At 67.6% G+C, this 26,997-nt stretch carries 24 protein-coding genes; 15 read left to right on the forward strand and 9 right to left on the reverse strand.

Going from position 1 to position 26,997, the window contains the following annotated elements; genetic code table 11:
- Nucleotides 1-13 precede the first annotated feature (13 nt).
- A complete protein-coding gene (locus QW887_RS00535; RefSeq protein ID WP_315714550.1) occupies nucleotides 14-1,351 on the forward strand; it encodes a chloride channel protein in 1,338 nt (445 codons plus the stop codon).
- 143 nt (nucleotides 1,352-1,494) lie between these two features.
- Here QW887_RS00535 and QW887_RS00540 read toward each other — a convergent pair whose 3' ends face one another.
- A complete protein-coding gene (locus QW887_RS00540) occupies nucleotides 1,495-2,958 on the reverse strand; it encodes a hypothetical protein (RefSeq protein WP_315714549.1) in 1,464 nt (487 codons plus the stop codon).
- A gap of 350 nt (nucleotides 2,959-3,308) precedes the next feature.
- Here QW887_RS00540 and QW887_RS00545 point away from each other — a divergent pair, with 350 nt between their 5' ends.
- A complete protein-coding gene (locus QW887_RS00545) occupies nucleotides 3,309-3,605 on the forward strand; it encodes a hypothetical protein (RefSeq protein ID WP_315714548.1) in 297 nt (98 codons plus the stop codon).
- A gap of 78 nt (nucleotides 3,606-3,683) precedes the next feature.
- Here the strand turns inward: QW887_RS00545 and chrA are convergent, their stop codons facing one another.
- Together chrA and QW887_RS00555 are read right to left on the reverse strand one after the other, a co-directional pair.
- Nucleotides 3,684-4,913, reverse strand: a complete 1,230-nt coding sequence (chrA, locus tag QW887_RS00550; protein ID WP_315714547.1) for a chromate efflux transporter — start codon at nucleotides 4,911-4,913, stop codon at nucleotides 3,684-3,686.
- 217 nt (nucleotides 4,914-5,130) lie between these two features.
- Nucleotides 5,131-6,147 (reverse strand): zinc-binding alcohol dehydrogenase family protein, encoded by a 1,017-nt coding sequence (locus tag QW887_RS00555; protein WP_315714546.1) that lies wholly within the window; start codon nucleotides 6,145-6,147, stop codon nucleotides 5,131-5,133.
- 117 nt (nucleotides 6,148-6,264) lie between these two features.
- Between QW887_RS00555 and QW887_RS00560 the strand changes: the two genes are divergently transcribed.
- From QW887_RS00560 to QW887_RS00570, 3 genes are read left to right on the forward strand one after another with little or no spacing between them, the layout of a single operon-like run.
- A complete protein-coding gene (locus tag QW887_RS00560) occupies nucleotides 6,265-6,642 on the forward strand; it encodes a helix-turn-helix domain-containing protein (protein ID WP_315714545.1) in 378 nt (125 codons plus the stop codon).
- 59 nt (nucleotides 6,643-6,701) lie between these two features.
- Complete coding sequence (locus QW887_RS00565) at nucleotides 6,702-8,096, forward strand: DegQ family serine endoprotease (RefSeq protein ID WP_315714544.1); 1,395 nt, start codon at nucleotides 6,702-6,704, stop codon at nucleotides 8,094-8,096.
- Complete coding sequence (locus tag QW887_RS00570; protein ID WP_315714543.1) at nucleotides 8,093-9,427, forward strand: replication-associated recombination protein A; 1,335 nt, start codon at nucleotides 8,093-8,095, stop codon at nucleotides 9,425-9,427. Before QW887_RS00565 ends, QW887_RS00570 begins: the two co-directional genes overlap by 4 nt.
- A gap of 109 nt (nucleotides 9,428-9,536) precedes the next feature.
- Here the strand turns inward: QW887_RS00570 and QW887_RS00575 are convergent, their stop codons facing one another.
- Nucleotides 9,537-10,484: an alpha/beta hydrolase gene (locus tag QW887_RS00575; RefSeq protein WP_316173986.1), complete on the reverse strand. Its 948-nt coding sequence runs from the start codon at nucleotides 10,482-10,484 to the stop codon at nucleotides 9,537-9,539.
- Nucleotides 10,485-10,589: 105 nt separating this feature from the next.
- Here QW887_RS00575 and QW887_RS00580 point away from each other — a divergent pair, with 105 nt between their 5' ends.
- Nucleotides 10,590-11,972, forward strand: a complete 1,383-nt coding sequence (locus QW887_RS00580) for an RluA family pseudouridine synthase (protein ID WP_315827343.1) — start codon at nucleotides 10,590-10,592, stop codon at nucleotides 11,970-11,972.
- Nucleotides 11,973-11,987: 15 nt separating this feature from the next.
- Here QW887_RS00580 and QW887_RS00585 read toward each other — a convergent pair whose 3' ends face one another.
- Nucleotides 11,988-12,161: an RNA polymerase sigma factor region1.1 domain-containing protein gene (locus tag QW887_RS00585; protein WP_315827344.1), complete on the reverse strand. Its 174-nt coding sequence runs from the start codon at nucleotides 12,159-12,161 to the stop codon at nucleotides 11,988-11,990.
- A gap of 61 nt (nucleotides 12,162-12,222) precedes the next feature.
- A complete protein-coding gene (locus tag QW887_RS00590; RefSeq protein WP_315714539.1) occupies nucleotides 12,223-12,663 on the reverse strand; it encodes a hypothetical protein in 441 nt (146 codons plus the stop codon).
- Between the two features lie 89 nt (nucleotides 12,664-12,752).
- Here QW887_RS00590 and QW887_RS00595 point away from each other — a divergent pair, with 89 nt between their 5' ends.
- From QW887_RS00595 to blaOXA, 4 genes are all read left to right on the forward strand, one after another.
- Entirely contained in the window at nucleotides 12,753-13,535 is a 783-nt protein-coding gene (locus QW887_RS00595) for an ATP12 family chaperone protein (RefSeq protein WP_316173984.1), read from the forward strand.
- Nucleotides 13,536-13,596: 61 nt separating this feature from the next.
- Entirely contained in the window at nucleotides 13,597-15,246 is a 1,650-nt protein-coding gene (locus QW887_RS00600) for a flagellar hook-length control protein FliK (RefSeq protein WP_316185891.1), read from the forward strand.
- Entirely contained in the window at nucleotides 15,243-15,524 is a 282-nt protein-coding gene (locus QW887_RS00605) for an EscU/YscU/HrcU family type III secretion system export apparatus switch protein (protein ID WP_315714536.1), read from the forward strand. The genes QW887_RS00600 and QW887_RS00605 overlap by 4 nt, the downstream gene beginning before the upstream one ends.
- An 85-nt stretch (nucleotides 15,525-15,609) precedes the next feature.
- On the forward strand, nucleotides 15,610-16,428 hold the full coding sequence (blaOXA, locus tag QW887_RS00610; RefSeq protein WP_316173981.1) for an OXA-1091 family oxacillin-hydrolyzing class D beta-lactamase: 819 nt from the start codon (nucleotides 15,610-15,612) through the stop codon (nucleotides 16,426-16,428).
- Nucleotides 16,429-16,625: 197 nt separating this feature from the next.
- Here the strand turns inward: blaOXA and QW887_RS00615 are convergent, their stop codons facing one another.
- Together QW887_RS00615 and QW887_RS00620 are read right to left on the reverse strand one after the other, a co-directional pair.
- A complete protein-coding gene (locus QW887_RS00615; protein WP_315714534.1) occupies nucleotides 16,626-17,111 on the reverse strand; it encodes a hypothetical protein in 486 nt (161 codons plus the stop codon).
- 100 nt (nucleotides 17,112-17,211) lie between these two features.
- Nucleotides 17,212-18,189 carry a dienelactone hydrolase family protein gene (locus tag QW887_RS00620; RefSeq protein ID WP_316185892.1) on the reverse strand — a complete coding sequence of 326 codons (978 nt, stop codon included), beginning with the start codon at nucleotides 18,187-18,189 and terminating at the stop codon, nucleotides 17,212-17,214.
- Between the two features lie 732 nt (nucleotides 18,190-18,921).
- Here QW887_RS00620 and QW887_RS00625 point away from each other — a divergent pair.
- The gene (locus QW887_RS00625) at nucleotides 18,922-20,103 is read left to right on the forward strand and encodes an efflux RND transporter periplasmic adaptor subunit (protein WP_316185893.1); all 1,182 of its coding nucleotides are present in this window, start codon (nucleotides 18,922-18,924) and stop codon (nucleotides 20,101-20,103) included.
- Between the two features lie 24 nt (nucleotides 20,104-20,127).
- Nucleotides 20,128-23,268 carry an efflux RND transporter permease subunit gene (locus QW887_RS00630; RefSeq protein ID WP_315714532.1) on the forward strand — a complete coding sequence of 1,047 codons (3,141 nt, stop codon included), beginning with the start codon at nucleotides 20,128-20,130 and terminating at the stop codon, nucleotides 23,266-23,268.
- On the opposite strand, the gene QW887_RS00635 is transcribed toward QW887_RS00630, so the two are convergent.
- Nucleotides 23,207-23,710 carry a DUF4260 domain-containing protein gene (locus QW887_RS00635; RefSeq protein WP_315714531.1) on the reverse strand — a complete coding sequence of 168 codons (504 nt, stop codon included), beginning with the start codon at nucleotides 23,708-23,710 and terminating at the stop codon, nucleotides 23,207-23,209. The two genes, QW887_RS00630 and QW887_RS00635, sit on opposite strands and share 62 nt — an antisense overlap.
- 125 nt (nucleotides 23,711-23,835) lie before the next feature.
- Between QW887_RS00635 and QW887_RS00640 the strand changes: the two genes are divergently transcribed.
- From QW887_RS00640 to QW887_RS00650, 3 genes are all read left to right on the forward strand, one after another.
- Complete coding sequence (locus QW887_RS00640; RefSeq protein ID WP_009027335.1) at nucleotides 23,836-25,368, forward strand: acyl-CoA carboxylase subunit beta; 1,533 nt, start codon at nucleotides 23,836-23,838, stop codon at nucleotides 25,366-25,368.
- Nucleotides 25,369-25,598: 230 nt separating this feature from the next.
- A complete protein-coding gene (locus QW887_RS00645; RefSeq protein ID WP_315714530.1) occupies nucleotides 25,599-26,066 on the forward strand; it encodes a hypothetical protein in 468 nt (155 codons plus the stop codon).
- A 176-nt stretch (nucleotides 26,067-26,242) separates the two neighbouring features.
- Nucleotides 26,243-26,962: an alpha/beta hydrolase gene (locus tag QW887_RS00650; protein WP_315714529.1), complete on the forward strand. Its 720-nt coding sequence runs from the start codon at nucleotides 26,243-26,245 to the stop codon at nucleotides 26,960-26,962.
- Nucleotides 26,963-26,997: the final 35 nt, after the last annotated feature.

Raw genomic sequence — 26,997 nt, forward strand, 5'->3', positions numbered from 1 at the left:
CTCTGTTGCGCCCATGCTGACCATCACCCCCCGCCGCAGGCGTTGGCTCAAGCTGACCTCGGCGCGGTGGCAGCGGCGGGTGCTGTTCGTGGCCGGCGGCCTGGTGGTGGGCGCGGCGGCGGTGGCGCTGGCGGAGCTCGCCGACCTGGCCCAGCTCGCCTTCAACTGGCTGCTGTCGAAATCACGCTACGCCTCACTGATCGTGACGCCCGCCGGCTTCGCGCTGTCGGTCTATCTGACCCAGCGCTTCTTCCCGAACGCGCAAGGCAGCGGCATCCCGCAGGCCATCGCCGCGCGCCACCTGACGGACACGAGCGCGCGCAGCCCGCTGGTGTCGATCCGCATCGCCATCGGCAAGGTGCTGCTGACCCTGCTCGGGCTGCTGTGCGGCGGCTCGGTCGGCCGCGAGGGGCCGACCGTGCAGGTCGGCGCCTCCATCATGTTCGCGCTCGGCCGGCTGTCGCCGCGGCGGCAGCCGGGCTTGATCCTGGCCGGCGCCGCCGCCGGGGTCGCGGCCGCCTTCAACACGCCGCTGGCCGGCATCGTGTTCGGCATCGAGGAGATGAGCCGTGCCTTCGAGACACGGACCTCGAGCCTCGTCATCGCCACCGTGATCGCCGCTGGCCTGACCTCGCTGGCCCTGATGGGCAACTACGCCTATTTCGGCACGACGCCGATCGCGCTCGGCAAGGGCATCGACTGGCTGGCGGTGCCCGTCTGCGGGGTCTTGGGCGGCGCCGCCGGCGGCCTGTTCAGCCGCATCCTGATCACGATGGCGCGCGGGCTGCCCGGGGCATCCGGCCGGCTCATCAAGCGCCACCCCCTGCCGTTCGCGCTCGCCTGCGGCTTTGCCGTCGCGCTGTGCGGGCTGGCGTCAGGCGATACCATCTACGGCACCGGGTATGCCCAGGTGAAAGGGGCGCTGGAGACCGGCACGCCGCTGCCGGGCGATTTCGGCGTGCTGAAATTCCTCGCCACCACCTTTGCTGCGATCAGCGGCATTCCTGGCGGCATCTTCGCGCCGTCGCTCGCCGTCGGGGCGGGGATCGGCGCCAACGTCGCCAGCCTGTTCCAGCAGTCGCTACTGGCGCCGATCATGCTGCTCGGCATGGTCGCCTATTTCGCCGGCGTCGTGCAGGCGCCGATCACCGCCTTCGTCATCGTCACCGAGATGACCGACAACCACGCCATGGTGGTGCCGCTGATGATGGCCTCGCTGATCGCCTACGGCACCTCGCGTCTGATCTGCGAGGAGGGGCTCTATCACGCTCTCGCCAAGGGCTTCGTCGCCCGAGCTGAGACCAAGGCTGAGGCCGCGCAGGAGTCGAAGCAGGCCACAGCGCCGTCCTGACCAAGCGCTCATCCACCATGTTCGGAGCGCGCCGATAACGGCTGTCGGTTCAATCGCTTGATGGCAGATCCTGAGATCTGCCATCGGCTCGAAAGGGCTGCCGGCGGCCCCGTTGCCGGCGCCGCCGCGCAAGGCTCGTCGGCCTACTTCCTGAACGGATCCGGCCGCATCAAGAGCCGGCCGGAGATCGAGTTCGGCACCTCGTAGGGCGAGCCGATCGACAGCACGTGGCTTAGCGCGATCAGCCGGTTCGGCAGCTTGGCCGGCGGCGGTGTCTGGAACGAATAGGACGTCGGGTTGTGGCACAGGAAGCAGTTCAGCACGTTCTTGATCGGCGTGTTGTCGGCGTTCTGCACGAAGGTCTCGGCGGTAGCATTGGCGAGATTGACCGATCCGACTGCGCTGGTCTGGTTGCTGTTCAGATTGTACGAGTTGGGGAGCATCCAGACGGTGCCGTCGAGGCTGTAGCTCGCGAAGGTCGATTGCGGGCCCTTCAGGCCGGAGAGAAAGCCCTGGGCTTGCGCCGTGATCGCGAAGATGTTGCCGACGCCGTTGGGCTGGTTCTCGCCGCCGGTCTGGTTCTCGAGCACGACGTTGGTCACCGGCGTCAGCTTCTGGGTCGCCGGATCGAGCCGCAGTTGCGGCCGGTTGGCGCCGGGCAGCGCCGCGATGTTGACCTGCGAGAACGGCGTGCGGCCCTTGTAGAGCGTGTAGCTCTTCGGATCGGAGCGGCTTGCCGATGGCGCAAAGGTGTTGTCCGGCGTCTGCGGCGAGTTGTTCTTCAGCTCGAACGTGCCCCACAGGAATTCGGGGTGGTTCTCGGTGTAGCCGACCACGTGCAAGCCGATCAGCGCCACGGTCACCGTGACGAACTTGCCGGGCGTCGGGCGAATCGTGATCAGGCCGGGGGTGACGTTGTTCTCCAGCACCGGCACCTGTGCCTGGGTCGTATAAGCGCCCGCAGGCGGTGCCTGCCCGGGGTCGAGCCGCAGCCACGTCGCCTTGAACACCGCATCGCCCACGGCGAAGGATGAATCCGCCGGCTGGCTCTGGTAGCCGCCGGTCGCGATCAGGTTCTTGCGCGCCGTGTTGAAATAGCCCTGGTTCATGTGGACCGAGGCGTAGACGGGATAGCCGTTCTGTGCGACCAGCATGTTGCCGTCGGCTTCGACGATGGCGCCGGCGCCTTCGGTGAAGCCGGCCGTGCCGTGGAAGACCTGGGCGCGGGCCGCCAGCGTCAGCGGGCGCGGCCGTGGTGCGCCGGCATTCTCGGCGTTGCCGAGCAGCTCGTCGGGCGTCGCCAAGGTCATGAACCGCGGCACGGCGGCGCCGGAGCCCGAGTCCTTCACCAGCGCTGTCGCCCAGACGAACGCTTCCCACGACCATTGATGGAAATTGCAGTCCGGCGTCGGGATGGTCTTGGTGTCGGAGGTGGGGAAGGCGGCGTCCGGCTTGAGATAATTGCCCAGTCCTTCCGACCAGCCGAAGGCCGGGCAGTTCTTCGCCGGCGGCGGCGGCGCAGCGCTGGCGGGGTTGAGAGCGCCGGCAAGGCCGCTCGCGGTGACGGTCGTCGCGAAAGTGAGCATGAGCCACTGAATCGTCTTCATGGCCGGTCTCCATTGATGTGCGCGCTGGGATGGGCCGATGAATCTCGCCGCCATGCGTCGCAAATGATTGTTAAAAATGATTCATTCAAAAGTAGTGCGCGGCGAACATGCACCCAAAGGTGAGATTTGCAAGACCGGCAGCTCACTCAGTCCGCAATTTTTTTCGGACGCCCCTCGCGGCAGTGGAATGCGGCTCGCGGCAGCATTCGTCTTCACCGGCCGACACGGGCTGCAGTGTGAGCGCAGGCACGGTTGACACCACGGATCGCGTGCATCCTGGCGGCCGTTCGCTGGAGAAGTGCGGACAATGAGGTCTTCACGCCAGTGGACAGCAACCACAGGAGAGTGAAATGAAGTCCATCATGGCCGCTGCGTTGCTGCTCGCGTTGATGTCGGGCGCAAGCCTTGCGGGCACGCCGCTGATCGATGCGCGGCAGCACAACCAGTCACATCGCATCTACAACGGCATCGCGAGCGGACGGCTGACCTATCCGGAGGCGCAGCAGCTCGTCCGCGGTCAGATCCACGTCCAGAAGCTGGAAAACAAGGCCAAGGCGGACGGCGTGGTGACGCCGTTCGAGCGTGCCCGCATCAACGTCGCGCAATCCGTGCAGGGCGCGCGCATCTTCTGGAAGAAGCACAATTAGCCGCGCACGGCAGCTCGCTGGTGGCAAAGCGCCGCTTCGGCGGTGCTTTGCCACCACGTGATGCGGCGGCGCCGCCGCTCACACCAGCGCGGCTGCGACGCCGGCTAGGGCGCTGAACGTGACCACGACGAGCGGCGGCGCGCGCCAGGCGACCAAGAGGACAAAACCGACCAGCGCGATGCCAAAATCCGCGGCGTTGTGGACGGTGGTCGTCCAGACCGGGTCGTACAGGGCCGCTCCCAGCACACCGACCACCGCAGCGTTGACACCCCGCATCATCGCCTGGGCGCCGGCGCGTTTGCGGAACGAGTCCCAGAACGGCAGCGCGGCGAGCAGGACCAGCATGCCCGGCAGGAAGATGCCGAGGAGACCGAGCGCGGCCCCGACGATCCCATGCGGCTCCGGACCGACGACGGCGCCGAGATAGGCGGCGAAGGTGAAGAGCGGGCCCGGGACGGCCTGCGCCGCACCGTAGCCGGCGAGAAAGGCGTCGTCGCTCAGCCAGCCAGGTCCGACGAAGGCCTCGCGCAGCAGCGGCAGCACGACATGTCCACCGCCGAACACCAGCGCGCCGGAGCGATAGAAGGCATCGAACAAGGCGACGCCGGTCGATCCCGTGACGCCGCGCAGCAGCGGAAGTCCCGCCAACAGGACAACGAACAGCGCGAGCGCGATCAGCCCCACGCTCCGCGAGACGGGGATCGCGACGTGTCCCGACGGCGCCGCCTCGCCGCGGCAGAGCCAGAGGCCGGCGAGCCCGCCGAGGACGATCGCTCCGATCTGCACGACCGAGGCCGTACTCGACAGGATGATGAGCGTTGCGGCGACCGCGATCGAGGCGCGCGCACGATCCGGACACAGCGAGCGCGCCATGCCCCAGACCGCCTGCGCGACGATGGCGACCGCGGTCAGCTTCAGCCCGTGCAGCAGGCCGCTGCCGATCGGTCCGCTCAATCGGCCCGCACCATAGGCGAACAGGACGAGCGCGGCGGCCGACGGCAGGGTGAAGCCGGTCCAGGCGGCGAGCGCGCCGAGATAGCCGGCCCGCATCAGCCCGATGGAGAAGCCGACCTGGCTGCTGGCGGGGCCGGGCAGGAACTGGCACAGCCCGACCAGATCGGCATAGGCATGCTCGTCGATCCATTTCCGTCTGACGACGAACTCGTCGCGGAAGTAGCCGATATGGGCGATCGGACCGCCGAAGCAGGTCAGGCCGAGCGTGAGGAAGATCCGCAGAACCTCGAGCGGTGATCCGGAGCGCCGGCCGTGATCGGCGGGCGGGTTGGTCGCGGACTTCAGGCTGCTCACGGACGTTCGTTCCAGTCGCGAGGAGGTTCTTATCGGCTTTCGTTAAGGGGAAACGGGACCGTCGGCCAGTCTCGATCGCTCATGGCCGCTGATCGGACCGCGCGTCGGCTGCCGGCCATCTTATGCCTTCGATCGGCGGGATGGTGGGGCACGGCGCCACCGCGATCTCGCGCGCGGGGAGACTGCGGGTGCGCCTTTGCCCATTGTTGCCTGTTAGTTAGCTCCATCCCTCCAGCACGATCTTGCCGCGGGAGGTGTTGCTCTCTATCAACGCGTGCGCGCGCTTGAGGTTGGCCGCGTTGATGGTGCCGTAATTGTCGCCGAGGGTGGTGCGGATCACGCCCTTGTCGATCAGGTCGGACACGTCGTTGAGCAGATGGTGCTGCGCGATCATGTCGGGTGTCGTGAAAGATGAGCGCGTGAACATCGACTCCCAGTGGATCGAGATAGCCTTGCCCTTGAAGGCGGCGAGCGAGAACTCGGCGGGATCGTCGATCAGGCCGAACTTGCCCTGCGGCGTCATGAAGTCGGCGATCGCCTTGTAGTGCTGCTCGGTGTGGGTGAGGCTGGCGATGAGGCTGACCGGCGGCAGCTTCAGCGCGTCGATCTGCTCTTTCATCGGCTTGCCATGATCGATCACGGCATGGGCGCCGAGCTTCAGGCACCAGTCGCGCGACTCCGGTCGCGTCGCGGTGGCGAGCACGGTCAGCCCGGTGAGCCGGCGCGCGAGCTGAATCAGGATCGAGCCGACGCCGCCGGCCGCGCCGGTGATCAGCAAAGTGCGGTCGTCGAGGCTCCTGCCGGGGATTGCGCCGAGCCTGTCGAACAAGAGCTCCCAGGCCGTGATCGAGGTCAGGGGCAGGGCGGCGGCTTCGGCGAACGACAGGCTCTTCGGTTTGCGGCCGACGATGCGCTCGTCGACCAGATGGAATTCGGCATTGGTGCCCTGGCGCAGGATCGAGCCGGCGTAGAACACCTCGTCACCGGGCTTGAACAGGCTCACGTCCGGGCCGATAGCCTCGACCACGCCAGCGGCGTCATAGCCCAGGATCTTGGTTTCGCCGGCGGGCGGTGCGGCGCGCTTGCGCACCTTGGTGTCGACTGGATTGACCGAGACCGCTTTCACGGCGACGCGGATGTCGCGTCCCTTCGGCTCGGGTTTGGCGGTCTCGAAATCGAACAGCGCGCGGTCCTCGGTGATGGGCAGCGACTGCTGGTATCCGACGGCCTTCATGAACAGCCTCCTGGTTGGCTTGGCGATAGGATCTGTTTGTCCTGCTGGCGCCAGTTCAGCAAGTACTGTAAAAATGGGGAACTAGTCCCCGTTTGGATACTGTTGGGCCAGCACGCGATGAAACGGAAGAATTTCACCCGCCGTCCCGGCTGCGCGGTCGAAGCCACGCTCGATCTGATCGACGGCAAGTGGAAGGGCGTGATCCTCTACCACCTGCAGGGTGGCAGCCAGCGCTTCGGCGAGCTGCGCCGGCTGATGCCCGGCATCACCCAGCGCATGTTGACCAAGCAGCTGCGTGCGCTGGAGGAGGACGGGCTGGTCGTCCGCAAGGTCTATGCCGAGGTGCCGCCGCGCGTCGAATACAGCCTGTCCGAGGTCGGCGAGAGCCTGCGGCCGGTGATCGAGGTTCTCAGAAGCTGGGGCGAGCGGCACCAGGAACGGCTGTCCTGCGCGCCCGTTGCAGAGACCATCAAATCGCCGCATCAGGCCGCCTGAGCTTGGCCGCACCGGCCGTTCCGCCTATATCGAAACCGTCATTTTCCAGGATTGTTCGCATGTCGTTGATTCGCTCCACACTGGTCCTGCTGCTGTCCCTGCTGGCCGCGTCTCCGCTCGCGGCGCAGGACCGGCGCGTGCCGCAGTCCCAGGCCGAGCTGCGGCTGTCGTATGCGCCGATCGTGCAGCGCGTGCAGCCGGCGGTCGTCAACGTCTACGCCGCCAAGGTGGTGCAGAACCGCAATCCCTTTCTCGACGATCCGATCTTCCGCCGCTTCTTCGGTCTGCAGGGCGGGCCGCAGGAGCAGATGCAGCGCTCGCTCGGCTCGGGCGTGATGATCGATGCGTCGGGTCTCGTCGTCACCAACGTGCATGTGATCGAGGGCGCCGACGAGGTGAAGGTTTCGCTCGCCGACAAGCGCGAGTTCGAGGCCGAGATCGTGCTGAAGGACAGCCGTACCGATCTCGCCGTGCTCAAGCTGAAGGGCACCAAGGAGCAGTTTCCGACGCTCGACCTCGCCAATTCCGACGATCTGCTGGTCGGCGACATCGTGCTGGCGATCGGCAATCCGTTCGGCGTCGGCCAGACCGTGACGCACGGCATCGTCTCGGCGCTGGCGCGCACACAGGTCGGCATCACCGACTATCAGTTCTTCATCCAGACCGATGCCGCGATCAATCCCGGTAATTCGGGCGGTGCGTTGGTCGATATCAACGGCCGTCTGGTCGGCATCAACACCGCGATCTATTCCAAATCCGGCGGCTCGCAGGGCATCGGCTTTGCCATTCCTGCGAACATGGTGCGCGTCGTCGTGGCCTCGGCCAAGAGCGGCGGCAAGGCGGTGAAGCGCCCCTGGCTCGGCGCGCGGCTGCAGGCGGTGACGCCCGAGATCGCCGAGAGCCTCGGCCTGCGCTCGCCGACCGGCGCGCTAGTCGCCTCGGTGGTCGCGAACAGCCCGGCGGCGAAGGCGGGCATCAAGTCGTCGGACCTGATCGTGTCGATCGACGGCCAGACCGTCGATGATCCCAACGCGTTCGACTACCGTTTTGCGACCCGTCCGCTCGGCGGCACTGCGCAGATCGAGGTGCAACGCGGCGGCAAGCCGGTGAAGGTCGCGGTCGCGCTGGAGACCGCACCGGACACCGGGCGCAACGAGATGGTCATCAACGGCCGCTCGCCATTCCAGGGCGCGAAGGTCGCCAACATCTCGCCGGCGGTCGCCGACGAGCTGCACCTCGATGCCGACACCGAGGGCGTGGTGGTGCTCGAGCCGGGCGACGGCACCACCGCCGCCAATGTCGGCTTCCAGAAGGGCGACGTCATCATGGCCGTGAACAACCAGAAGATCGCCAAGACCGCCGATCTCGACAAGGCCTCGCGCGAGGCCGCCCGCATCTGGCGCATCACCGTGCTGCGCGGCGGCCAGCAGATCAACGTCACGCTCGGCGGATGAGCCCGAAGCGTCCCCAGCAGGGAGGCCCGAGCCTCTTCGCTGCGGCGGGGATGGAGCAGGATGCGCCACGGCCGCTGCCGGAGCGGCTGCGCCCGCACAAGCTGTCCGACGTCGTCGGGCAGGATCACATCCTCGGGCCCGACGGCGCGCTGACGCGCATGCTGGAGACGCGCACGCTGGGCTCGCTGATCTTCTGGGGCCCGCCCGGCACCGGCAAGACCACGGTGGCGCGGCTGTTGGCAGACGCCACGGAGTTGCATTTCGAGCAGATCTCGGCGGTGTTCTCCGGCGTCGCCGATTTGAAGAAGGTGTTCGACGCGGCGCGCGCGCGGCGCGAGACCGGGCAGGGCACGCTGCTGTTCGTCGACGAGGTGCATCGCTTCAACCGCGCCCAGCAGGATTCCTTCCTGCCGGTGATGGAGGACGGCACCGTCGTGCTGGTCGGCGCGACCACGGAGAACCCGTCCTTCGAGCTCAACGCCGCTCTGCTGTCGCGGTCGCGCGTGCTGGTGTTCCACTCGCTCGACGCCGCCGCGATCGAGAAGCTCTACAGCAACGCAGAGGCGGTCGAGGGCCGCAAGCTGCCGCTCGATGACGAGGCGCGCGCCGTGCTGATCCGCATGGCCGACGGCGACGGCCGCGCCGCGCTGACGCTCGCCGAGGAGGTCTGGCGCTCGGCGCGCAAGGACGAGATATTCAACGCGGTGCAGCTGCAGGACATCCTGCAGCGCCGCGCGCCGATCTACGACAAGTCCGCCGACGGCCACTACAACCTGATCTCGGCCATGCACAAATCGGTGCGAGGCTCGGACCCGGATGCGGCGCTGTACTACTTCGCCCGCATGCTCGACGCCGGCGAGGATCCGCTGTTCCTCGCCCGCCGCATCGTGCGCATGGCCGTGGAGGACATCGGCCTCGCCGATCCTCAGGCGCTGGTCATCGCCAACGCCGCCAAGGACGCTTATGATTTCCTGGGCTCGCCCGAAGGCGAGCTCGCGATCGCGCAGGCCGTGATCTATGTGGCGACCGCGCCGAAATCCAACGCCGCCTACAAGGCGTTCGGCGCCGCCAAGCGCGTGGCGAAGGAGGGCGGCTCGCTGCTGCCGCCCAAGCACATCTTGAATGCCCCGACCAAGCTGATGCAGAGCGAAGGCTACGGCACCGGCTATCAGTACGACCACGACACGCCCGACGCGTTTTCGGGGCAGGACTACTTTCCCGAGGCCCTCGGTCGCCAGCACTTCTACGATCCCCCCGAGCGCGGCTTCGAGCGCGAGATCCGGAAGCGGCTGGACTACTGGGCGAAGCTGAGGAAGGAGAGGGGCGGGTAGCATCGCTGACCTTGCGGCTTGCTCGGTTCACCTCGGCCCGCTTGCCGGGAAACACCGAGCTCTCCTGCGGACGCCTGACTCGGAGACCGCTATGCCAAGTGACCATCAACTATTTGCCCGTCTGTACGAACTCCGCGATCTCCCGCGTCAGCCGGTCGTCCTCGGTATTGATCGCATACACCTCGGACATGTGGCTGTGCTGCGGCAGCATCACCGCGCGGGCGCAGCCGGATGGCCGTTTGCAGGCGGCCTGCTTCAACAGGTCGAACTGCTCGACGAAGCGCGGCGGGTCGAGCTCGGCGGAGACGATCATCAGCGGCAGACTCGAGGCTTGCAGGCCTGATAGCGACGAGCGCTCCTTGAAGCGCGAGGGATCGGTGCCGAAATAGGCCATCTCCTGGTCGCCGAGCGGCGTCGCGGTGAGGTCGTAGACGCCCGAGGCCATGATCGCGCCCGCAAGGCCGCCGCCGGCGACCTTGTGGAATTCGGGATGCGCCACATAGGTTGCGACGTGCACCGCGCCGGCCGAATGGCCCATCAGATAGATGCGCGCGGGATCGCCGCCGTTCTCGGCGGCGTGGGCGGCCACCCATTGCACCGCGCTGGCGACGTCCTCGACGCCGGCAGGCCAGGGGAATTTCGGCGCGAGGCGGTAGGTGATGTCGACGCCGACGAAGCCGCTCTTCACCGCCCATAGCATGATGTTGTCGTAGAACGGGCCGTCCGGCGTGGTGCGCTTGTTGCCGCCGATGAAGGCGCCGCCATGCACGAAGATCAGCACGGGCCGGGGCGGGGCCGCGGCATCCGGTGTGAAGACGTCGAGCAGATTGCGTTCGGCCGTGCCGTATCTCACATCGCGCTGCACCTTGACGCCGGTGTAGGGTTCCTTGGCCTGCAGCGGCGCGTAGATCGCGGCGGTCTTCGGCGGGGCGACGACCCGGCCGATCTCGATCAGCTTCCAGGCGATGTCGTCGGGCATCGGGCTCTGCTGCGCCTGCGTGGCGGTCGTCGCCAGCGTGGCTGCCAGGATCGCCAGGCCCAGTCGCGTGAGCGTCATTCGATTCGCTCCGATCAGTATCGATGGCCCAAGGGGCCGACTCACAAGCGGATTTATCGCGATTTCGCCGTGACTGGCAGTGGCTTTTGAGATACGCAACCTGCCATGAGCCGCCGTATCAAGCGAACCCAGACCCGATCCGATCGCCCGACCGATCGCCGCAGCGAGCGGCCGAAGGCCGAGGCGGCCCGCAGCCCAGGCGCCGCGGCCAAGCGTGAGTCTGCGAAGCGTCCCGATGCCGAGCGGCCGCGGCGCGACCGTTTTGCCGGTGACCGCGAGGCGGCACCGCGCGGCGATTTCGGGCGCGGTAAAGCCGAGCGCAGCCGTGCGCCGCGCGCCGAGGGAGAGGATCGCCGCGACAGCTTCGCGCCGCGCAAACAGCCGCCGGCCAAGCGCGCCGGCGCCGGCAAGCCGGCGCGGTTCAGCTCGGAGCATGCCGAGCGCAGGCCTGCGGCGCCGCCGCCGAAGAAGGTCGAGCCGGAGACGCCGCTGCTGCCGACGAAGGTGCAGACCGTGGTGGTCACGGCCGACGAGAACAACATGCGCGTCGACCGCTTCCTCGAGGCGCGCTTCCCCGGTCTGTCGTTCTCCCACATCCAGCGCATCGTCCGCAAAGGCGAGTTGCGCGTCGATGGCAAGCGCGCGGACTCCAAGGACCGCCTGGAGGAAGGGCAGAGCGTGCGCATTCCGCCGCTCAAGCTCGATGCGCCGAAGGAGCGCGCCGGCCTCTCCGAGGGCGAGCGAAAGACGCTTGAGAGCCTCAAGGCGATGACGCTGTACGAGGACGACGACGTGCTCGTCCTCAACAAGCCCGCCGGGCTCGCGGTGCAGGGCGGCTCCGGCATGACCCGCCACATCGACCAGATGCTGGAGGTGATGCGCGACGCCAAGGGCCAGAAGCCGCGGCTCGTGCACCGCATCGACCGCGAGACCTCCGGCTGCCTCCTGATCGCCAAGACCCGTTTCGCCGCCACGCATCTGACTGGCGCCTTCCGCAGCCGTTCCGCGCGCAAGATCTACTGGGCGCTGGTGGCGGGCGTGCCCAAGCCCAAGCAGGGCCGCATCTCCACGTATCTTGCCAAGGAGGAGAGCGAGGACGACACCATCATGCGCGTCGCCGCCCATGGCGACGAGGGCGCCAGCCACGCCGTGACCTACTACGCCGTGGTCGAGGCCTCGGCCAACAAGCTCGCCTGGGTGTCCTTGAAGCCGGTGACGGGGCGCACCCATCAGTTGCGCGCGCACATGGCCCATATCGGCCACCCCATCGTCGGCGATCCCAAATATTTCAACATCGAGAACTGGGCGCTGCCCGGCGGCCTGCAGAACCGGCTGCATCTCTTGGCGCGCCGCATCGTCATCCCGCATCCGCGCGGCGGGTTCATCGACGCCACCGCGCCGCTGCCGCCGCACATGCTGCAGTCGTGGAACCTGCTCGGCCTCGAGCATGACCGCTTCGACCCGATCGAGAACGCGCCGGAGGAGTGAGCGGCTCCGGAGCGCTCAGCCTCTCTGTTCGACGAGTTGAATGCCCGCGTCCCGCAGCGCGCAGAAGATGTTTTCGATATCCTCGGGCGGCATGTCCCATCCGCACAGCGCGTTCAACTCGTCGAAGGTGATCTCGCCATCCTGCTCGCTCATCGCGATCAGCCGGCGAACGATCTCCGGCATGTTCATGGTCGTCCTCCTCTTTGCAGCCTCTGCTTAAGGGGAGGAGAATCGGTTTCCGCTGCGGCCTTCAGTTCCGGAACTGCTCCAGGAACAGTGTGAGCGAATCGTGCGGGGTTTCGACATCGAGGATGACCCAGCCGTCCGGCCCCTTGACCACGATGAAGTTCATCGTCACGCGGTGGCCCTGGTTGTCGAAGCTGGCGGCGACATAGGTCTTGTCGAACTGCCTGCGCACAATCGAGATCGCGACCGGGCCGAGCTTCCAGCGCGGGCTCTGCACCAGGAAATCGTAGGGCTCACGCCGCGGCGCCGTCCAGGCCCTGGCGAGGCTCGGATCGAAGAACTGCCGTGCGACCTCGGCCGTCCGCGGCAGCCCGGCGGAGAGCTCCGGCGCGCCCCGGCCGTAATGCGCATAGACGTTGCGCACCAGCGATTCCGGCGTGCGGAAGCCGGCTGCGGCCGGGACGGTGCTGCCGAGCAGGACGAGAGCGGAGAGCAGGGGACGCATCGGCAGCTCGCATTTCGGGCGGACAGGGCTTATCTACCGCGAAAACAACGGATCCCGTGTGATCATCCCGCGAGAGGGCTGGAATTCTGATGCGTGAACTGTTTGACGACGTCGTCGGCCGGTCGCCGCTCGATCCGCAGGAATCGGCGCGCCAGGCGATGCGGACGCCGCTGCGCAAGCGCTTCTACAAGGAGGCCGGGACCGCCGCCGCCGAGGGCGGCTTCAACGTGACCCTCGACGGCCGGCCGATCCGCACGCCGTCGGGGCGCGTCGTCATCGTTCCCGCCGGGGAGCTGGCGGCGGCCGTGGCCGCCGAGTGGCAGGCCCAGGGTGAGAACATCGATCCCGCCACGATGCCGCTGACGCGGTTCGCCAACAGCGTCGTGCAGTCGGTGGTCGACCGCACCGATGACGTGCGCGAGGACATTGCCAAATATCTCCAATCCGACCTGTTGTTCTACCGGGCCGGTCATCCTGAGGGGCTGGTCGCGCGCGAGGCCGAGCATTGGGACCCGGTGCTGGACTGGGCCCGCGATAGTCTCGGCGCGCATTTCATCCTGTCCGAAGGCATCATGCATGTGACCCAGCCGGAGGCTGCGGTTCAGGCGGCGCGCGGTGCGCTGCCGACCGGCCCGTGGACGGTGGCGGCGGCGCATGTCGTCACCACACTGACCGGCTCGGCGCTGCTGGCGCTGGCGCTGGTTCATGGGGTGCGCGACCCCGACCAGGTCTGGGCGGCAGCCCATGTCGACGAGGACTGGAACGTCGCGCAATGGGGGGCCGACGAGGAGGCGATGAGCCGCCGCGTCGCCAAGCAGATCGACTACGAGGCCGCCGTCCGCATCCTCCAGGCGGTCGACGCCGCGCTCTGAGGCCGGTTAACGCCGGGTTTAGGGGCAACCGCTAGGCTGTGCGCGTAACCCGAGTACGCGCATGGTCCAGAGTGTCACCCCGCCGCCTTCCGTGAGCGCCGTCCGCGGCGTCGGCAGCTCGCCGGCCGGATCCACGGTGGCGGCAGCAACCACGCTGCAGGCCGGCGCACTGGTCAGCGCCAGGGTGCAGCAGGTGCTCGCCGAGAATCTGGTCCAAGTCGCGATCGGAAACCTGTCGATGGAGCTCGCGAGCGAGCTGCCGCTGCAGGCCGGCCAGACGGTGCAGGTCGCCGTGTCGCAGACCGCGCAAGGGCTGCAGCTCGCCATCGTCGGGCAAGGCGGCAGCGCTGCCGCTGGCACCACCGGCACCCCGACGCCGGCCGCCACCGTCGTCGACGTCACCGGCCGGCTGGCGCCGGCGTTGCCTCCGCCGCCGGATCCGCTGACCGGGCTGGAGCGGCTCGCATTGTCGATTGCCAGCGAGGAGGCGGCGACCCGCCAGGGCAGCCAGGGCCAATTGTTCGCCGATCTCCAGGCCGTCGCCGACTCGCCGAACCTTCCACCGGCCTTGCGCGCCGCCGTGGCCCAGGTGCTGGCGCAGCAGACCCAGCTATCGCCGGCGCTGACCGCGGAGGATGTGCAGAACGCCGTACAGCAATCCGGCCTGTTCCTGGAATCCTCGCTCGCCAATGGCGCCGCCGGTGCCGGCACGCCCGACCTGAAGGCGGCGCTGATCGTGCTGCGCCAGACGCTGGCGACGGTGCTGCAGACCGCCGAGCCCGGCATGGCGGCGTCGACGCAGCCATCGCCCGGTGGCTCCTACGCCTCGGTGCTGTCCGAGGCCGGCCGCGCCGCCGCCGCGCAGCAACAGAGCGGCGCACCCTCGCTGGTGCCCGACATCGAGATCGAGCTGCCGCCACAGCCCTGGGCCACGGGAATGGGGCGGCCCGACGCCGCGTCTGCCGGCTTCACCGGCTCGGCGCTGATCGAGGCCCTGACGGGCGCCAAGGCGCAGTCGCTCACGCCCGGCACGGTGCTGGCCGTGCTGCAGGAAGCGCAGCAGCAGATTCCGCGCGCCGCCGGCCTCGTTCCCGGACGCAACGCCAACGGCCGCGCCGATATGGTCGTGCGCACCAACACGCCGCCGCCGCCGTTCCGCGGGGCTGCACCGATGCCGCAGGCCGTGGCGACGCCGACGCTCGGCCCGGACACGCCGCTGCCGGCGATCGCGCACCGCCTGCTCGACGAGACCGACCAGGCGCTGTCGCGCCAGACCCTGCTGCAGGTGGCGTCGCTGCCGGATCGCCCGGACGCCTCGACCGCGCGCACCGATCCCGCGCCGCCGCGCTGGAACTTCGAGATTCCCTTCGCTACCCCGCAGGGCACGGCCATGGCGCAGTTCGAGATCTCGCGCGACGGCGGCACGCAATCGCCGGACGCCGCCAAGCGCGTCTGGCGGGCGCGCTTCTCGCTCGACGTCGAGCCGGCCGGCCCGGTGCATGCGATGATCAGCTTCAGCGCCGAGCGCACCTCCGTGCGGATGTGGGCCGAGCGTCCGGTCACCGCCGCGCGCTTGCGGGCCGGTCTCTCCGAACTGAGCCAGGCCCTCAGCCGTGCCGAGCTCTCGCCGGGCGATCTCGTGGTGCAGGACGGCGCGCCGCCGGCGGCGATGCCGCCCAGGGCCGGCCATTTCCTGGATCGCGCGCTATGAGCATCGAGGTGAAGGCCGCCAACAAGACCCAGCTCGCCGTCGCCTTGCACTATGACAAGGGCCAGGGCGCGCCGCGCGTCGTCGCCAAGGGCAAGGGCACGATCGGCGCCAAGATCATCGAGGTCGCGAAGGCGCACGACATCCCGATCGAGGAGAACGAGGTGCTGGCCGGCGCGCTCTCCAATGTCGAGCTCGGCGACGAGATCCCGGAGGAGCTCTACAAGGCCGTCGCCGAGGTGCTGGTGTTCGTGCTCAACCTGTCGCGGCCGATGCGCTGAGCGCGCCGCATTTGTGATCTCCGTCATGCGTCGGTCGTCACCGCCCTGTGATAGGGAGGAGCCGACGACGACGGAGAAATTCGCGATGCCCATGATGAGCCGCCGCCACGTGCTCGCCCTGATGACCGGCGCCAGCCTGCTGCCCGGACGTTCATTCGCGCATGTCGCGCCGCCGCGCAACGATATCCGCAGCGATCTCGCCAAGCGCTTCACCGACGAAGGCACCAAGGGGACTTTTCTGGCCTACAAGGTCGAGGAATATCTCGTCATCGCCAGCGACACCGATCGCTCCGGCGAGGCAAGGCTGCCGGCCTCGACCTTCAAGATCGCGAACTCGCTGATCGCGCTGGAGACGGGCGTCGTCGAGGATCCCGACAAGGACGTGTTCAAATGGGATGGCGTCACGAGATCTATCGAGGCCTGGAACAAGGATCACACCTTGCGCAGCGCGATCGCGGTCTCCGCCGTGCCGGTCTATCAGGAGATCGCGCGCCGCATCGGCGCTGAGCGGATGCAGACATATCTCGAGGAGCTCGACTACGGCAATCACGACATCGGCGGCGGCATCGACCAGTTCTGGCTGACCGGCGCGCTTCGCATCGATCCCGTCGAGCAGGTCGATTTCATCGATCGCCTCAGGCGTGGCGCGCTTCAGGTCTCCAAGCGCAGCCAGGATCTGACCCGCGACATCATCCCCGTGACCAAGGTCGGCGATGCCGTCATTCACTTCAAGTCCGGACTGCTCGGCAAGGAGCAGGGGGCGCTTGGCTGGATGGTCGGCTGGGTCGACAAGGGCGATCAGCCGACCGTGTTCGCGCTCAACATGGACTGCCCTGAGCCGCGCCACGTCGAGGCTCGGATGACGCTGACGCAGGCTTGCCTGAAAGACATCGGCGCGGTGTGAATCGAACTGCCGTGATGTCGTGGCGTAGCCCGGATGGGCGCAGCGATATCCGGGACCAGCGAACGTGAGTTCCTCGAAGACCAGGACACTGTCGTCATTGCGAAGAGCGAAGCGACGAAGCAATCCAGAGTCATCGAGGGACTCGGGATCGCTTCGCTTCGCCGCTTCGCGCGCAATGACGCGGAAATGTTGGTGGCCTATCTCCGCGCCAGCTCCAGGTCGACGCCCCTGATCTCCGTGCCCGCCGGGCGGATCGACACGGTCTGCCGGCGTCCCTGCGTCGTCAGCGACAGCCCGGCGGAAAACGTCTGCCCGCGCGCCTGGGCTTCGATGCGGTTGCCGACCGCGCGGCCCTCGATCGTGCCGGATGCGTTGTGGCTCGATTCGCTCCATTGCCCCGAGATCTCGCCGCCGCGATAGGCGACGTCGCTGGAGAGGTCGATGTTGTAGCTGTCGCTCGCGCAGCGGATGTTGAGCCGGAGCTGCTCGCCGGCGCCGCCGACGTCATAGGCCGCGCGGCAGCGCAGCCGCTCCTGGTTGCCGTCGGACATGCTGATCACGCCGCCGCCGGTCCAGGAGCCCTCCAGCCCCCGGAACGGCGCGGCAGGCGCCGCATGGGCCGCGCCGCCCAAGGCGAGGGCGGTCAGCAAAGTTGGGATCGCAAGGCGAGAGGCGCGCATCATCGGGCTCCGTTTCATCGTCGAAAAGTGAGCGACAACGCAGCAAGACCCGATGCGTTCGACCTGTCACCTCAAGAATTGATCCAAATCGTTCTATTTTTGCTCACGACAGTTTGAACAGTGCGCGCAGGAAATCCGTCACCGCCTGGCGGGCGGCCTCCGCGGTGGCGGGGTTGCCACCGACATGCGGATCGAACTCGACGCAGGCGTCCTGATAGGTGAAGGGCTGCTGCGTGTCGGCATTGATCAGCATCCCGCCGTCGCTCTCCTTGATGTGGCAGTTGCGCACGGTCTGCGCCTTCGGCGCGACGGCGAGCATGTTGGCGCCGAGCAGGCCGAGATCGAAGCCGTGCGGCGAGTCCGGATATTCGGTCAGCGCGACGTCGCGGCCCGCTGCCTTCAGCCGCTCGACATAGGCCTTGCAGGTCCGCACCGGATTGTAGTCGTCCGGTCCGCCGTGAAAGATCCGGATCGGCCGCGCCACGACGTCGGTCTCACCGAGATAGGTCGTCGAGCAGTCCGGATAGAACGGGATGTAGGCGGCAAATTGCAGCCCGGAATTGTTCCAGCGCTTGTGGAAGCGCTGGAGGCTCGCATACAGCGCCGCCTGTCCGCCGCGTGAAAAGCCCATCAGCACGATGCGCTCGGGATCGACGCGCGGATGCTTCGCCAGCACGTCCAGCGCACGATAGATGTCCATGATCAGGTTCAGCCGGCCGAGCTGGGCCTGGTTGGTGCTGGTCGCGGTGATGCCGCGCCCGGTGAAGCCGTCGATCACGAAGGTCGAGATGCCCATCGCGTTGAACGTGCGGCCCCACGCCGCGATGTTGGCGCCGACGCCGCCCGAGCCGTGCATCAGCACCACGACCGGCAGCCTGCCGCTGCCCTGCGCCACGCGCATTTCGCCGACCACTGTAACCGGCTTGCCGCCGTCGTCGCCGGAGAGGAACTGCCGGTCGGACAGGGTCAGCGAGGGGATCGGGTACATCTCGACCCGGGCGGGCACGTCCTTGGTGATGCCTTGCGCGCTAGCGCTGCCGCCGAGCCCAGGACCGAGTGCAGCGAGCAGCATCATGACCATCGCCGTTGCTCCCGAACGCCGCGCTGGTCCAGCGGTGGTCTGCGATACGCGTCTGAGACAGAAACAGGCGCGCGCGGCAAGCGCCAACGGCGCGCTACCATGGTGTCGCTCCATGACCGTCCTCCTGGCTCGCCGCTTGTGGCGCGGCTTTGCAACCAAGTAGAACGAGCGATCATGGCGCTGTCAAACCATCCCGTGAGATGCATGGTGGACAACGGATCGAGGGGGCATGTGCGTTGCTCGGGCGGGCAGCCCGGCGGAGAGCGGTATGCTGATCACGCGGCGCTCGTGCGACCGTTTGGCGATCGCGGCCTCTGCGCCCGGTAACGTGATCAGGACGAGGCGATCATCGACCGTCAGCGTCGCGTGATCCGACTTGTGGGTGATCCATTATCCTTTCGGTGTCGTTGCGGATTCTTCGTGCCTTTCGGACTCCGCATCAACGCCCGGGAAGCAAAGCGCGACATATCGCCCAGCATCCTTGCAGACGTCTGCGATGATACATGGTGCGCAGTTGTCGCAGTCGCCGCATGTTGCGGAAAAATTCTGGATTGCAGCTATCAGTTCGCCTATGAGGAGCGCACGAACGTTCGCCGGCTCGCGACGGTGGCATACGACGCGCCGAGTTGGTGAGCGACGATCTGGAAGACGGGCGGCGGATCCTCGGCGATCCGATGTCCTCGATAATCGTCCAGCATCCATGCGCGCCGGCGACGTAACAAGATGGACTTCATGCTGAGAGAGCAATTGATCCGTTCGGCCGGCGCGACGATCTGTGCGGTCTCGTTTCTCACGCTTGCAGCGTGCAGCGACCGTGACGGCTCCGGTGCCTCCCAAGCGTCGAGCCCGCCCGAGGTCGGCGTGATCACGGTCGAAGCGGCGCCGGTGACGTTGACCAAGAACCTGCCGGGGCGGATCACGTCGATGCGGATCGCCGAGGTGCGGCCGCGCGTCAGCGGCATCGTGGTCGAGCGCAGCTTCCAGCAGGGCGCGCTCGTCGAGGCAGGCGCCGTGCTGTACCGGATCGATCCGGCGCCGTTCCAGGTCGAGCTCGACAAGGCTCGCGCTGCGCTCGCCAAGGCGGAGGCCGTGCTCTATCAGGCCGATCGCCAGGAAGACCGCCTCAAGACCTTGTTGACCGGCCAGGCCACGTCCCAGGCGCAGTACGAGCTCGCGGTTGCCTCCGAGCGCCAGGCCGAGGCCGACGTTGCGGCCCAGAAGGCCGCGGTCGCGCAGGCGCAGCTCAATCTTGATTGGGCGACGGTGCGCGCGCCGATCAGCGGCCGCATCGGCCGTGCGCTGGTCACCGAAGGCGCGCTGGTCAATCCCAACGAGACGACTCATCTCGCCACCATCCAGCAGCTCGATCCGGTCTATGCCGACTTCACCCAGTCGGTTGCCGAGCTGAACGAACTGCGGCGCGATCTCGCGGAAGGGCGGCTGAAGAGCGTTGCGCCCGACGCGGCGCGCGTCCGCCTCGTGTTGGACGACGGCTCAATCTACAAGCATGCAGGGCGCCTGCTGTTCTCCGACGTCAGCGTCGATCCGGGCACCGCCAAGGTGACGTTGCGCGGCGAGTTTCCGAATCCCGAAGGCGAGCTGCTGCCCGGTATGTATGTCCGGGTGCAGATCGAGGAGGCGATCGATACCAACGGCATCGTGGTCCCGGCGCAGGCTGTGCAGCGCACGACGTCGGGCAGCAGCGCCGTCTATGTCGTCAATGACGAAGGCCGCGCCACCCTTCAGCCGGTACGTTCCGGGCGCACGCTCGCCTCCGGCGTCCTGATCGAGGATGGCCTCAAGCCCGGCTGGCGCGTCGTCGTCGACGGCGTCCAGAAGGTGGCGCCCGGCAGTGCCGTCACAGCCGTGCCCTGGAAGGTTTCCGGCTCCGACAAGCCGTCCGCCTCGAACTGACGCAGTCACGGCCCGGAGGTTGTCATGTCGCGCTTCTTCATCGCACGTCCGATCTTTGCTTGGGTCGTGGCGATCTTCATCTGCCTGGCCGGCGTGCTGTCGATTCCGTTCCTGCCCGTCGCGCAGTATCCGATCATCGCGCCGCCCTCGATCTCGATCTCGACCGCCTATCCCGGCGCGTCGACCGAGAACCTGTATTACAGCGTCACGCGCCTGATCGAGGAGGAGCTGAACGGCGCCGCCGGCATCCTGAACTACGAATCGACCAGCGACACCACCGGCGAGGTCGAGATCCTCGCTTCGTTCAAGCCGGGCACCGACATCGACCTCGCCTCCGTCGACGTCCAGAACCGCATCAAGCGCATCGAGCCGCGCCTGCCCGAGGCGGTGCGGCAGCAGGGCATCGTCATTCTCGAGGCGAGCAGCGCCATCCTGCAATTCGTCACCTTGACCTCGACCGACGGCAGTCTCGACGAGATCGGGCTCGGCGACGTCGCGACGCGCTACGTGCTGCCCGAGCTGCGCCGGCTGCCCGGCGTCGGCCGTGCGCGGCTGTTCGCCACCGAGCGCGCGATGCGCATCTGGCTCGATCCCGACAAGCTGCTCGGCCTCGGCCTCACGCCGCAGGACGTCGATCAGGCGATCGCGGCGCAGAACGCGCAGGTCGCCTCCGGCCAGCTCGGCGTGCAGCCGTCGCCGACCCGCCAGCGGGTGCAGAACACCGTGCTGGTGAAGGGCCAGCTCGAGTCGCCGGAGGAGTTCGGCAACATTGTGCTGCGCGCCAACCTGAATGGCTCGGCCGTGCGGCTTGCGGACGTCGCGCGCATCGAGGTCGGCGGTCTCTCTTATGCGTTCTCGTCCTGGCTCAACGGGAAGCCCGCCGCCTCGGTCGCGGTGCAACTGGCGCCGGCCGGCAATGCGCTCGCCACCTCCAAGGCAGTCAAGGCGCGGATGGAGGAGCTTGCCGCGTTCTTTCCCCCGGGCGTGAAGTACGAAGTCTCCTACGACGTGACCCCGGTGATCGCGGCCTCCGTCAAGAAGGTGCTGATGACGCTGGGCGAGGCCGTCGTGCTGGTTTTCCTGGTGATGTTCCTGTTCCTGCAGAACATCCGCTACACGTTGATCCCGACCATCGTGGTGCCGATCGCACTGCTCGGAACCTGCGGCGTGCTGCTCGCGCTCGGGTTCTCCATCAACGTGCTGACGATGTTCGGCATGGTGCTCGCGATCGGCATCCTCGTGGACGACGCCATCGTCGTGGTCGAGAACGTCGAACGCATCATGGCGGAAGAGGGGCTGCCGCCGCGCGAGGCGACCGACAAGGCGATGGATCAGATCACCGGCGCGGTGATCGGCATCACGCTGGTGCTGATGGCCGTGTTCGTGCCGATGGCCTTCTTCCCGGGCTCGGTCGGCATCATGTATCAGCAGTTCTCCGCCGCCATGGTGGTGTCGATCGGCTTTTCGGCGTTCCTCGCGCTGTCGCTGACGCCCGCGCTGTGCGCGACCCTGCTGAAGCCGATCGAGAAGGGGCACGGCCACGCCGCACGCGGCTTCTTCGGCTGGTTCAACCGCCGCTTTGCCGCGGCGACCAACCGCTACAGCCAGGCGACGCGCTGGATCGTGGCGCGCGCCGGACGCTTCATGATCGTTTATGCACTGATCCTGGCGGGGCTCGGCTATTCGTTCTGGCGCATGCCCGGCGGCTTCCTGCCGGTGGACGACCAGGGCTTCGTCATGGTCGACGTGCTGGCGCCCGCCGATGCCAGCGCCAACCGGACCCTCGACATCTTGCAGGAGGTCAACGAGAAGCTGGTCGCGACGCCCGGCATCGACACGGTGTCGTTCGTCGCCGGCTTCAGCTTCTACGGCCAGGGCGCCAACACCGCGCAGGCCTTCGTGACGCTGAAGGACTGGTCGGAGCGCAACAAGGCCCAGAGCGCGGACGCCCTGATCGCCAAGCTCAATCCGGAGTTCGCGAAAATCCGTGATGCCGAGGTGTCGGTGCTGGCGCCGCCGCCGATCGACAATCTCGGCAACACCTCCGGCTTCAGTTTCCGCCTGCAGGATCGCTCGCAGCGCGGCTACGATGCGCTGATGGCGGCCAAGGATACGCTGTTTGCGGCCGCGGCGAACTCGCCCGTGCTCGGCAAGCTGAGCGTCGAGGGGCTGCCGCCGGCGCCCTCGGTCCGTCTCGAGATCGACCGTGCCAAGGCGGCCGCGCTCGGCGTCACCTTCGCGGCCATCAACGGCGCGCTGTCGACGAGCCTCGGCTCGAGCTACATCAACGACTTCCTCAATCTCGGCCGCATGCAGCGCGTGATCGTGCAAGCCAATGAGGACAAGCGCCTCAAGCCGGAGGACCTGCTGACCTACAGCGTGCGCAACACGGCCGGCGAGATGGTGCCGTTCTCCTCCTTCGCCCGCCTGTCATGGGTGGTCGGGCCGACCCAGGTCGTCGGCTTCGACGGCTACCCGTCGGTCCGCATCACCGGCAATCCCAAGCCGGGCTACACCTCCGGCGACGCGATCGCCGAGATGGAGCGGCTGATGGGCACCTTGCCGAAGGGCTTCGGCTACGCCTGGACCGGCCAGTCGCTGCAGGAGAAGCTTGCGGGATCGCAGGCCGCGTTCCTGCTCGGGCTGTCGATCCTGTTCGTCTTCCTCTGCCTCGCCGCGCTGTACGAGAGCTGGGCGATCCCGTTCGCGGTCATGCTCGCCGTGCCGCTCGGCCTGATCGGCTCGGTCGCCGCGGCCTGGCTGCGCGGCCTGCCGAACGACGTCTATTTCACCGTCGGCGTCATCACCATCATCGGCCTGTCGGCGAAGAACGCGATCCTGATCATCGAGTTCGCCAAGGACCTGCGGGCGCGCGGGATGCCGCTGATCGAGGCCACCGTCACCGCCTGCGAGCTGCGTTTCCGGCCGATCATCATGACGTCGCTGGCCTTCATCCTCGGTGTCGTGCCGCTGGTGATCGCCACGGGGGCGAGTGGCGCGAGCCAGCAGGCGCTGGGCACGGGCGTGCTCGGCGGCATGATCACGGCGACCTTCCTCGCGGTGCTCTGGGTACCGGTGTTCTTCGTCGTGGTGATCCGGTTCTTCACCCGCGACAAGCCGGCCGCGGCGACGCCGAACCGGGAGCTGCCGTCGGCCGCGCCCTGATCCGGGGCGTGCAGGGGACGCGCCGTCCGATCCGGCCGAGATGGGTGAAGCCGAAGCCGTCGGCGTATTTCAAACCGTAGCCGGCGAGGCGGTCGACGCCGACATGGGCAAGCCAGACGGTCGCGATCGCCGTGACCAGCGGTTGTCCGGCCAGGAGTCCGAGGGCGAGCAGGGCGGCGGGCGCCAGCGTGCTGTGGACGGCATTGTAGACGACCGCGCCGACGCGCGGTCCGCCGAGATAGGCCGCGAAGCTGGTGTCCGGGGCCAGAAACAGCGCCGCGAACAGCCACCACGACCCGCCCTGGTGGGCATAGAAGGCGGCTGCGCCGGCGGCCAGCGCCAGCCCTTCGAGCCGCAGCAGCAGGCGCGGGCCGCCATGGACGGCGCCATGGGATGTGCCGGAAGGCTCAGTGACCAGATCCGGTTGAGCGGCCATATCCATGATTCTGCTTCCAATTCCGAACTGTGGGAGGAGGGGCGGCACGGCCGAAAGCGGCTTTCCGGCTCCGAAATAGCCGTGATAGAAGGCCGCCAACAGTCACGACATCGGGAACGGGCGGGAAGCGCATGAAGGACATCCTGGACACCCTCGAGGAGCGGCGCAAAGGCGCCAAGCTCGGCGGCGGCGAGAAGCGCATCGAGGCGCAGCACGCACGCGGCAAGCTGACGGCGCGGGAGCGCATCGAGCTGCTGCTCGACAAGGGCTCGTTCGAGGAGTTCGACATGTTCGTCGAGCACCGTTCGACCGAGTTCGGGATGGAGAAGACCAAGGTCCCGGGCGATGGCGTCGTCACCGGCTGGGGCACCGTCAACGGCCGCAAGACTTTTGTGTTCGCCAAGGACTTCACGGTGTTCGGCGGCTCTTTGTCCGAGACCCACGCGCTGAAGATCACCAAGCTGCAGGACATGGCGATGAAGGCGAGGGCGCCGATCATCGGCCTCTATGACGCCGGCGGCGCCCGCATCCAGGAGGGCGTCGCGGCGCTCGCGGGCTATTCCTACGTGTTCCGCCGCAACGTGCTGGCGTCCGGCGTGATCCCGCAGATCTCGGTGATCATGGGCCCGTGCGCCGGGGGCGACGTGTATTCGCCGGCGATGACCGACTTCATCTTCATGGTGAAGAACACCAGCTACATGTTCGTGACCGGCCCGGATGTCGTGAAGACCGTCACCAACGAGGTCGTGACCGCGGAGGAGCTCGGCGGCGCCTCGGTGCATGCGACGCGCTCCTCGATCGCCGACGGCGCCTTCGACAACGACGTCGAGACCCTGCTGCAAATGCGGCGCCTCATCGACTTCCTGCCGTCGAACAACTCCGACGGCGTGCCGGAATGGCCGAGCTTCGACGACATCGAGCGCGTCGACATGTCGCTCGACACGCTGATCCCGGACAATCCGAACAAGCCCTACGACATGAAGGAGCTGATCCTGAAGGTCGTCGACGAGGGCGACTTCTTCGAGATCGCGGAAGGCTTCGCCAAGAACATCGTGACCGGCTTCGGCCGCATTGCCGGCCGCACCGTGGGCTTCGTCGCCAACCAGCCGATGGTGCTGGCCGGCGTGCTCGACAGCGACGCCTCGCGCAAGGCCGCGCGCTTCGTCCGCTTCTGCGACGCCTTCAACATCCCGATCGTCACCTTCGTCGACGTGCCGGGCTTCCTGCCGGGTACCGCGCAGGAATATGGCGGCCTGATCAAGCATGGCGCCAAGCTGTTGTTCGCGTACTCGCAATGCACGGTGCCGCTCGTCACCGTGATCACCCGCAAGGCCTATGGCGGCGCCTTCGACGTCATGGCGTCCAAGGAGATCGGCGCCGACATGAACTACGCCTGGCCGACGGCGCAGATTGCGGTGATGGGCGCCAAGGGCGCCGTCGAGATCATCTTCCGCGCCGACATGGCGGATCCGGAGAAGATCGCCGCGCGCACCAAGGAATACGAGGACCGCTTCCTGTCGCCGTTCATCGCTGCCGAGCGTGGCTACATCGACGACGTCATCATGCCCCACTCCACCCGCCGCCGCATCGCCCGTGCGCTCGCCATGCTGCGTGACAAGAAGATGGAGATGCCGGCCAAGAAGCACGACAATCTGCCGCTGTGAGCGGCGGTTGAAGAGCAGGGAGGGCGGCGCACGGCGGGTCGCCGTCGTATTTGACGAAGTCTGGCGGCCGCCGCGCGCTGCCGCCGGATCGGCGCGGCAATCTGCGCCGTTTTCGCCCCTGGCGTTAAGCTTACGGCTTAACTAACCTTTAACGAAGGGTTTGCGGGAACTGGGCCGCTGGCCTAGCCTTTGTCGATCGCTGATGGGTCAGAAGAGTAGGGTCGCGTATCATGGCTGTTAGAACATCGGCATATCGGAATTCCAGAGTTCTGGTCGTCTGCGCGGCCGCCGCCGCGCTGGTGTTCTCCTCCGAGGCCGCGTCGGCCCGGTCTGGCGTTGCCGTGGCTGCGCCCGTGGCCGCCGGTCAGGCGGGGGCAAGCCAAGTCGTCCCGCCGGCGCCTGGCGTGCGGCCCTTCGTCCGTCACCACCACCGCGGCTATCGTTCCTATCTGCCGGCTGCCGGCGCGTTCGCCTATGGCGGCTATGGCGAGCCCGTGCCGCAGCAGATCCCCGAGCACACATCGGCCGATGTGCGCTACACCTATACCTACGACGTCCCGTGGGACTGGGTCCACCGCTTTCCGCCGAACGTCGTGCCGTCGGATCGCCCCTATGTGTCGAGCTGCCCGATGCAGACCGTGACGGTGCCGGGACGCCGCGGCGGCGATCACTCCGTCACGATCACCCGCTGCTACTGACGTTTTGAGCCAGCTCAATGCGACCCGTGTGAACCGGCGCTAGATTTCATCAAATACCGACCGGCCTCGCTCGCGCGAGGTCGCGAGGTGACGAGGCCCGGACTCCTAGGCACTCCGGGCCTCGTTGATTCTGATAGTCTCCCGTCATCGCGCGAGTCGGCGCGGGGGAGGCTCCAATGATCGAGACGACGGCGAGGTCGCGTTTTTTCATCGTGCGCATCTGCATGGCGCTGATGATATCGGCCGCCGCCGCTCAAGCCGCCGGCGCCGATGAGACCGTGACGATCGGCGGCTCCCGCGTCGCCCTGATCAGGCCGGCCTTGGTGCGCGCCAGCGTGATCCTGCTGCCCGGCGGCGACGGCGCCATCAATGTCGGCGATCGCGGCGACATTCACGGCCTGCTCGGCAACCAGCTGGTGCGCACGCGCAACGCCTATGCCGCCCGCGGGCTCGCCGTCATGGTCGCGGACGCCAGCACCGATTTGAAGGCCGCGGTGGACTACATGGCCGCGATCAAGCGGCCGGTGACGGTGATCGGGACCAGCCGAGGCACGTTGCGCGCCGCGGAAGGCATTGCCCGCGGTGCCCGGCCGGATGCGCTGGTGCTGACTTCGGGCTTCCTCAGCTCGGAGTCCGGCAGCTCCTCGAACGTGATGTCGATCCTGGGCTCGCCCTCCGCCTTGCCGCGGACGCTGGTCATTCATCACACCAGTGACGGCTGCAAGTTCACGCTGCCGGCGGGCGTCGATCCATTCATCAGATGGTCGGGCGGCCGCGCGCGGGTGAAGTGGCTGTCGGGCGGCGCGGAGGCGGGGGATCCCTGTCAGGCGCGCGGCCATCACGGCTTCAACGGGCTCGACGGGCAGGTGGTCGGCCTGGCCGCAGGGTTTCGCTGAGCGGCCGATTGCAGGTAGACTCCGCGGCAACACCA

The organism is Bradyrhizobium sp. SZCCHNRI3052 (assembly GCF_032484895.1).
GTDB lineage: Bacteria > Pseudomonadota > Alphaproteobacteria > Rhizobiales > Xanthobacteraceae > Bradyrhizobium.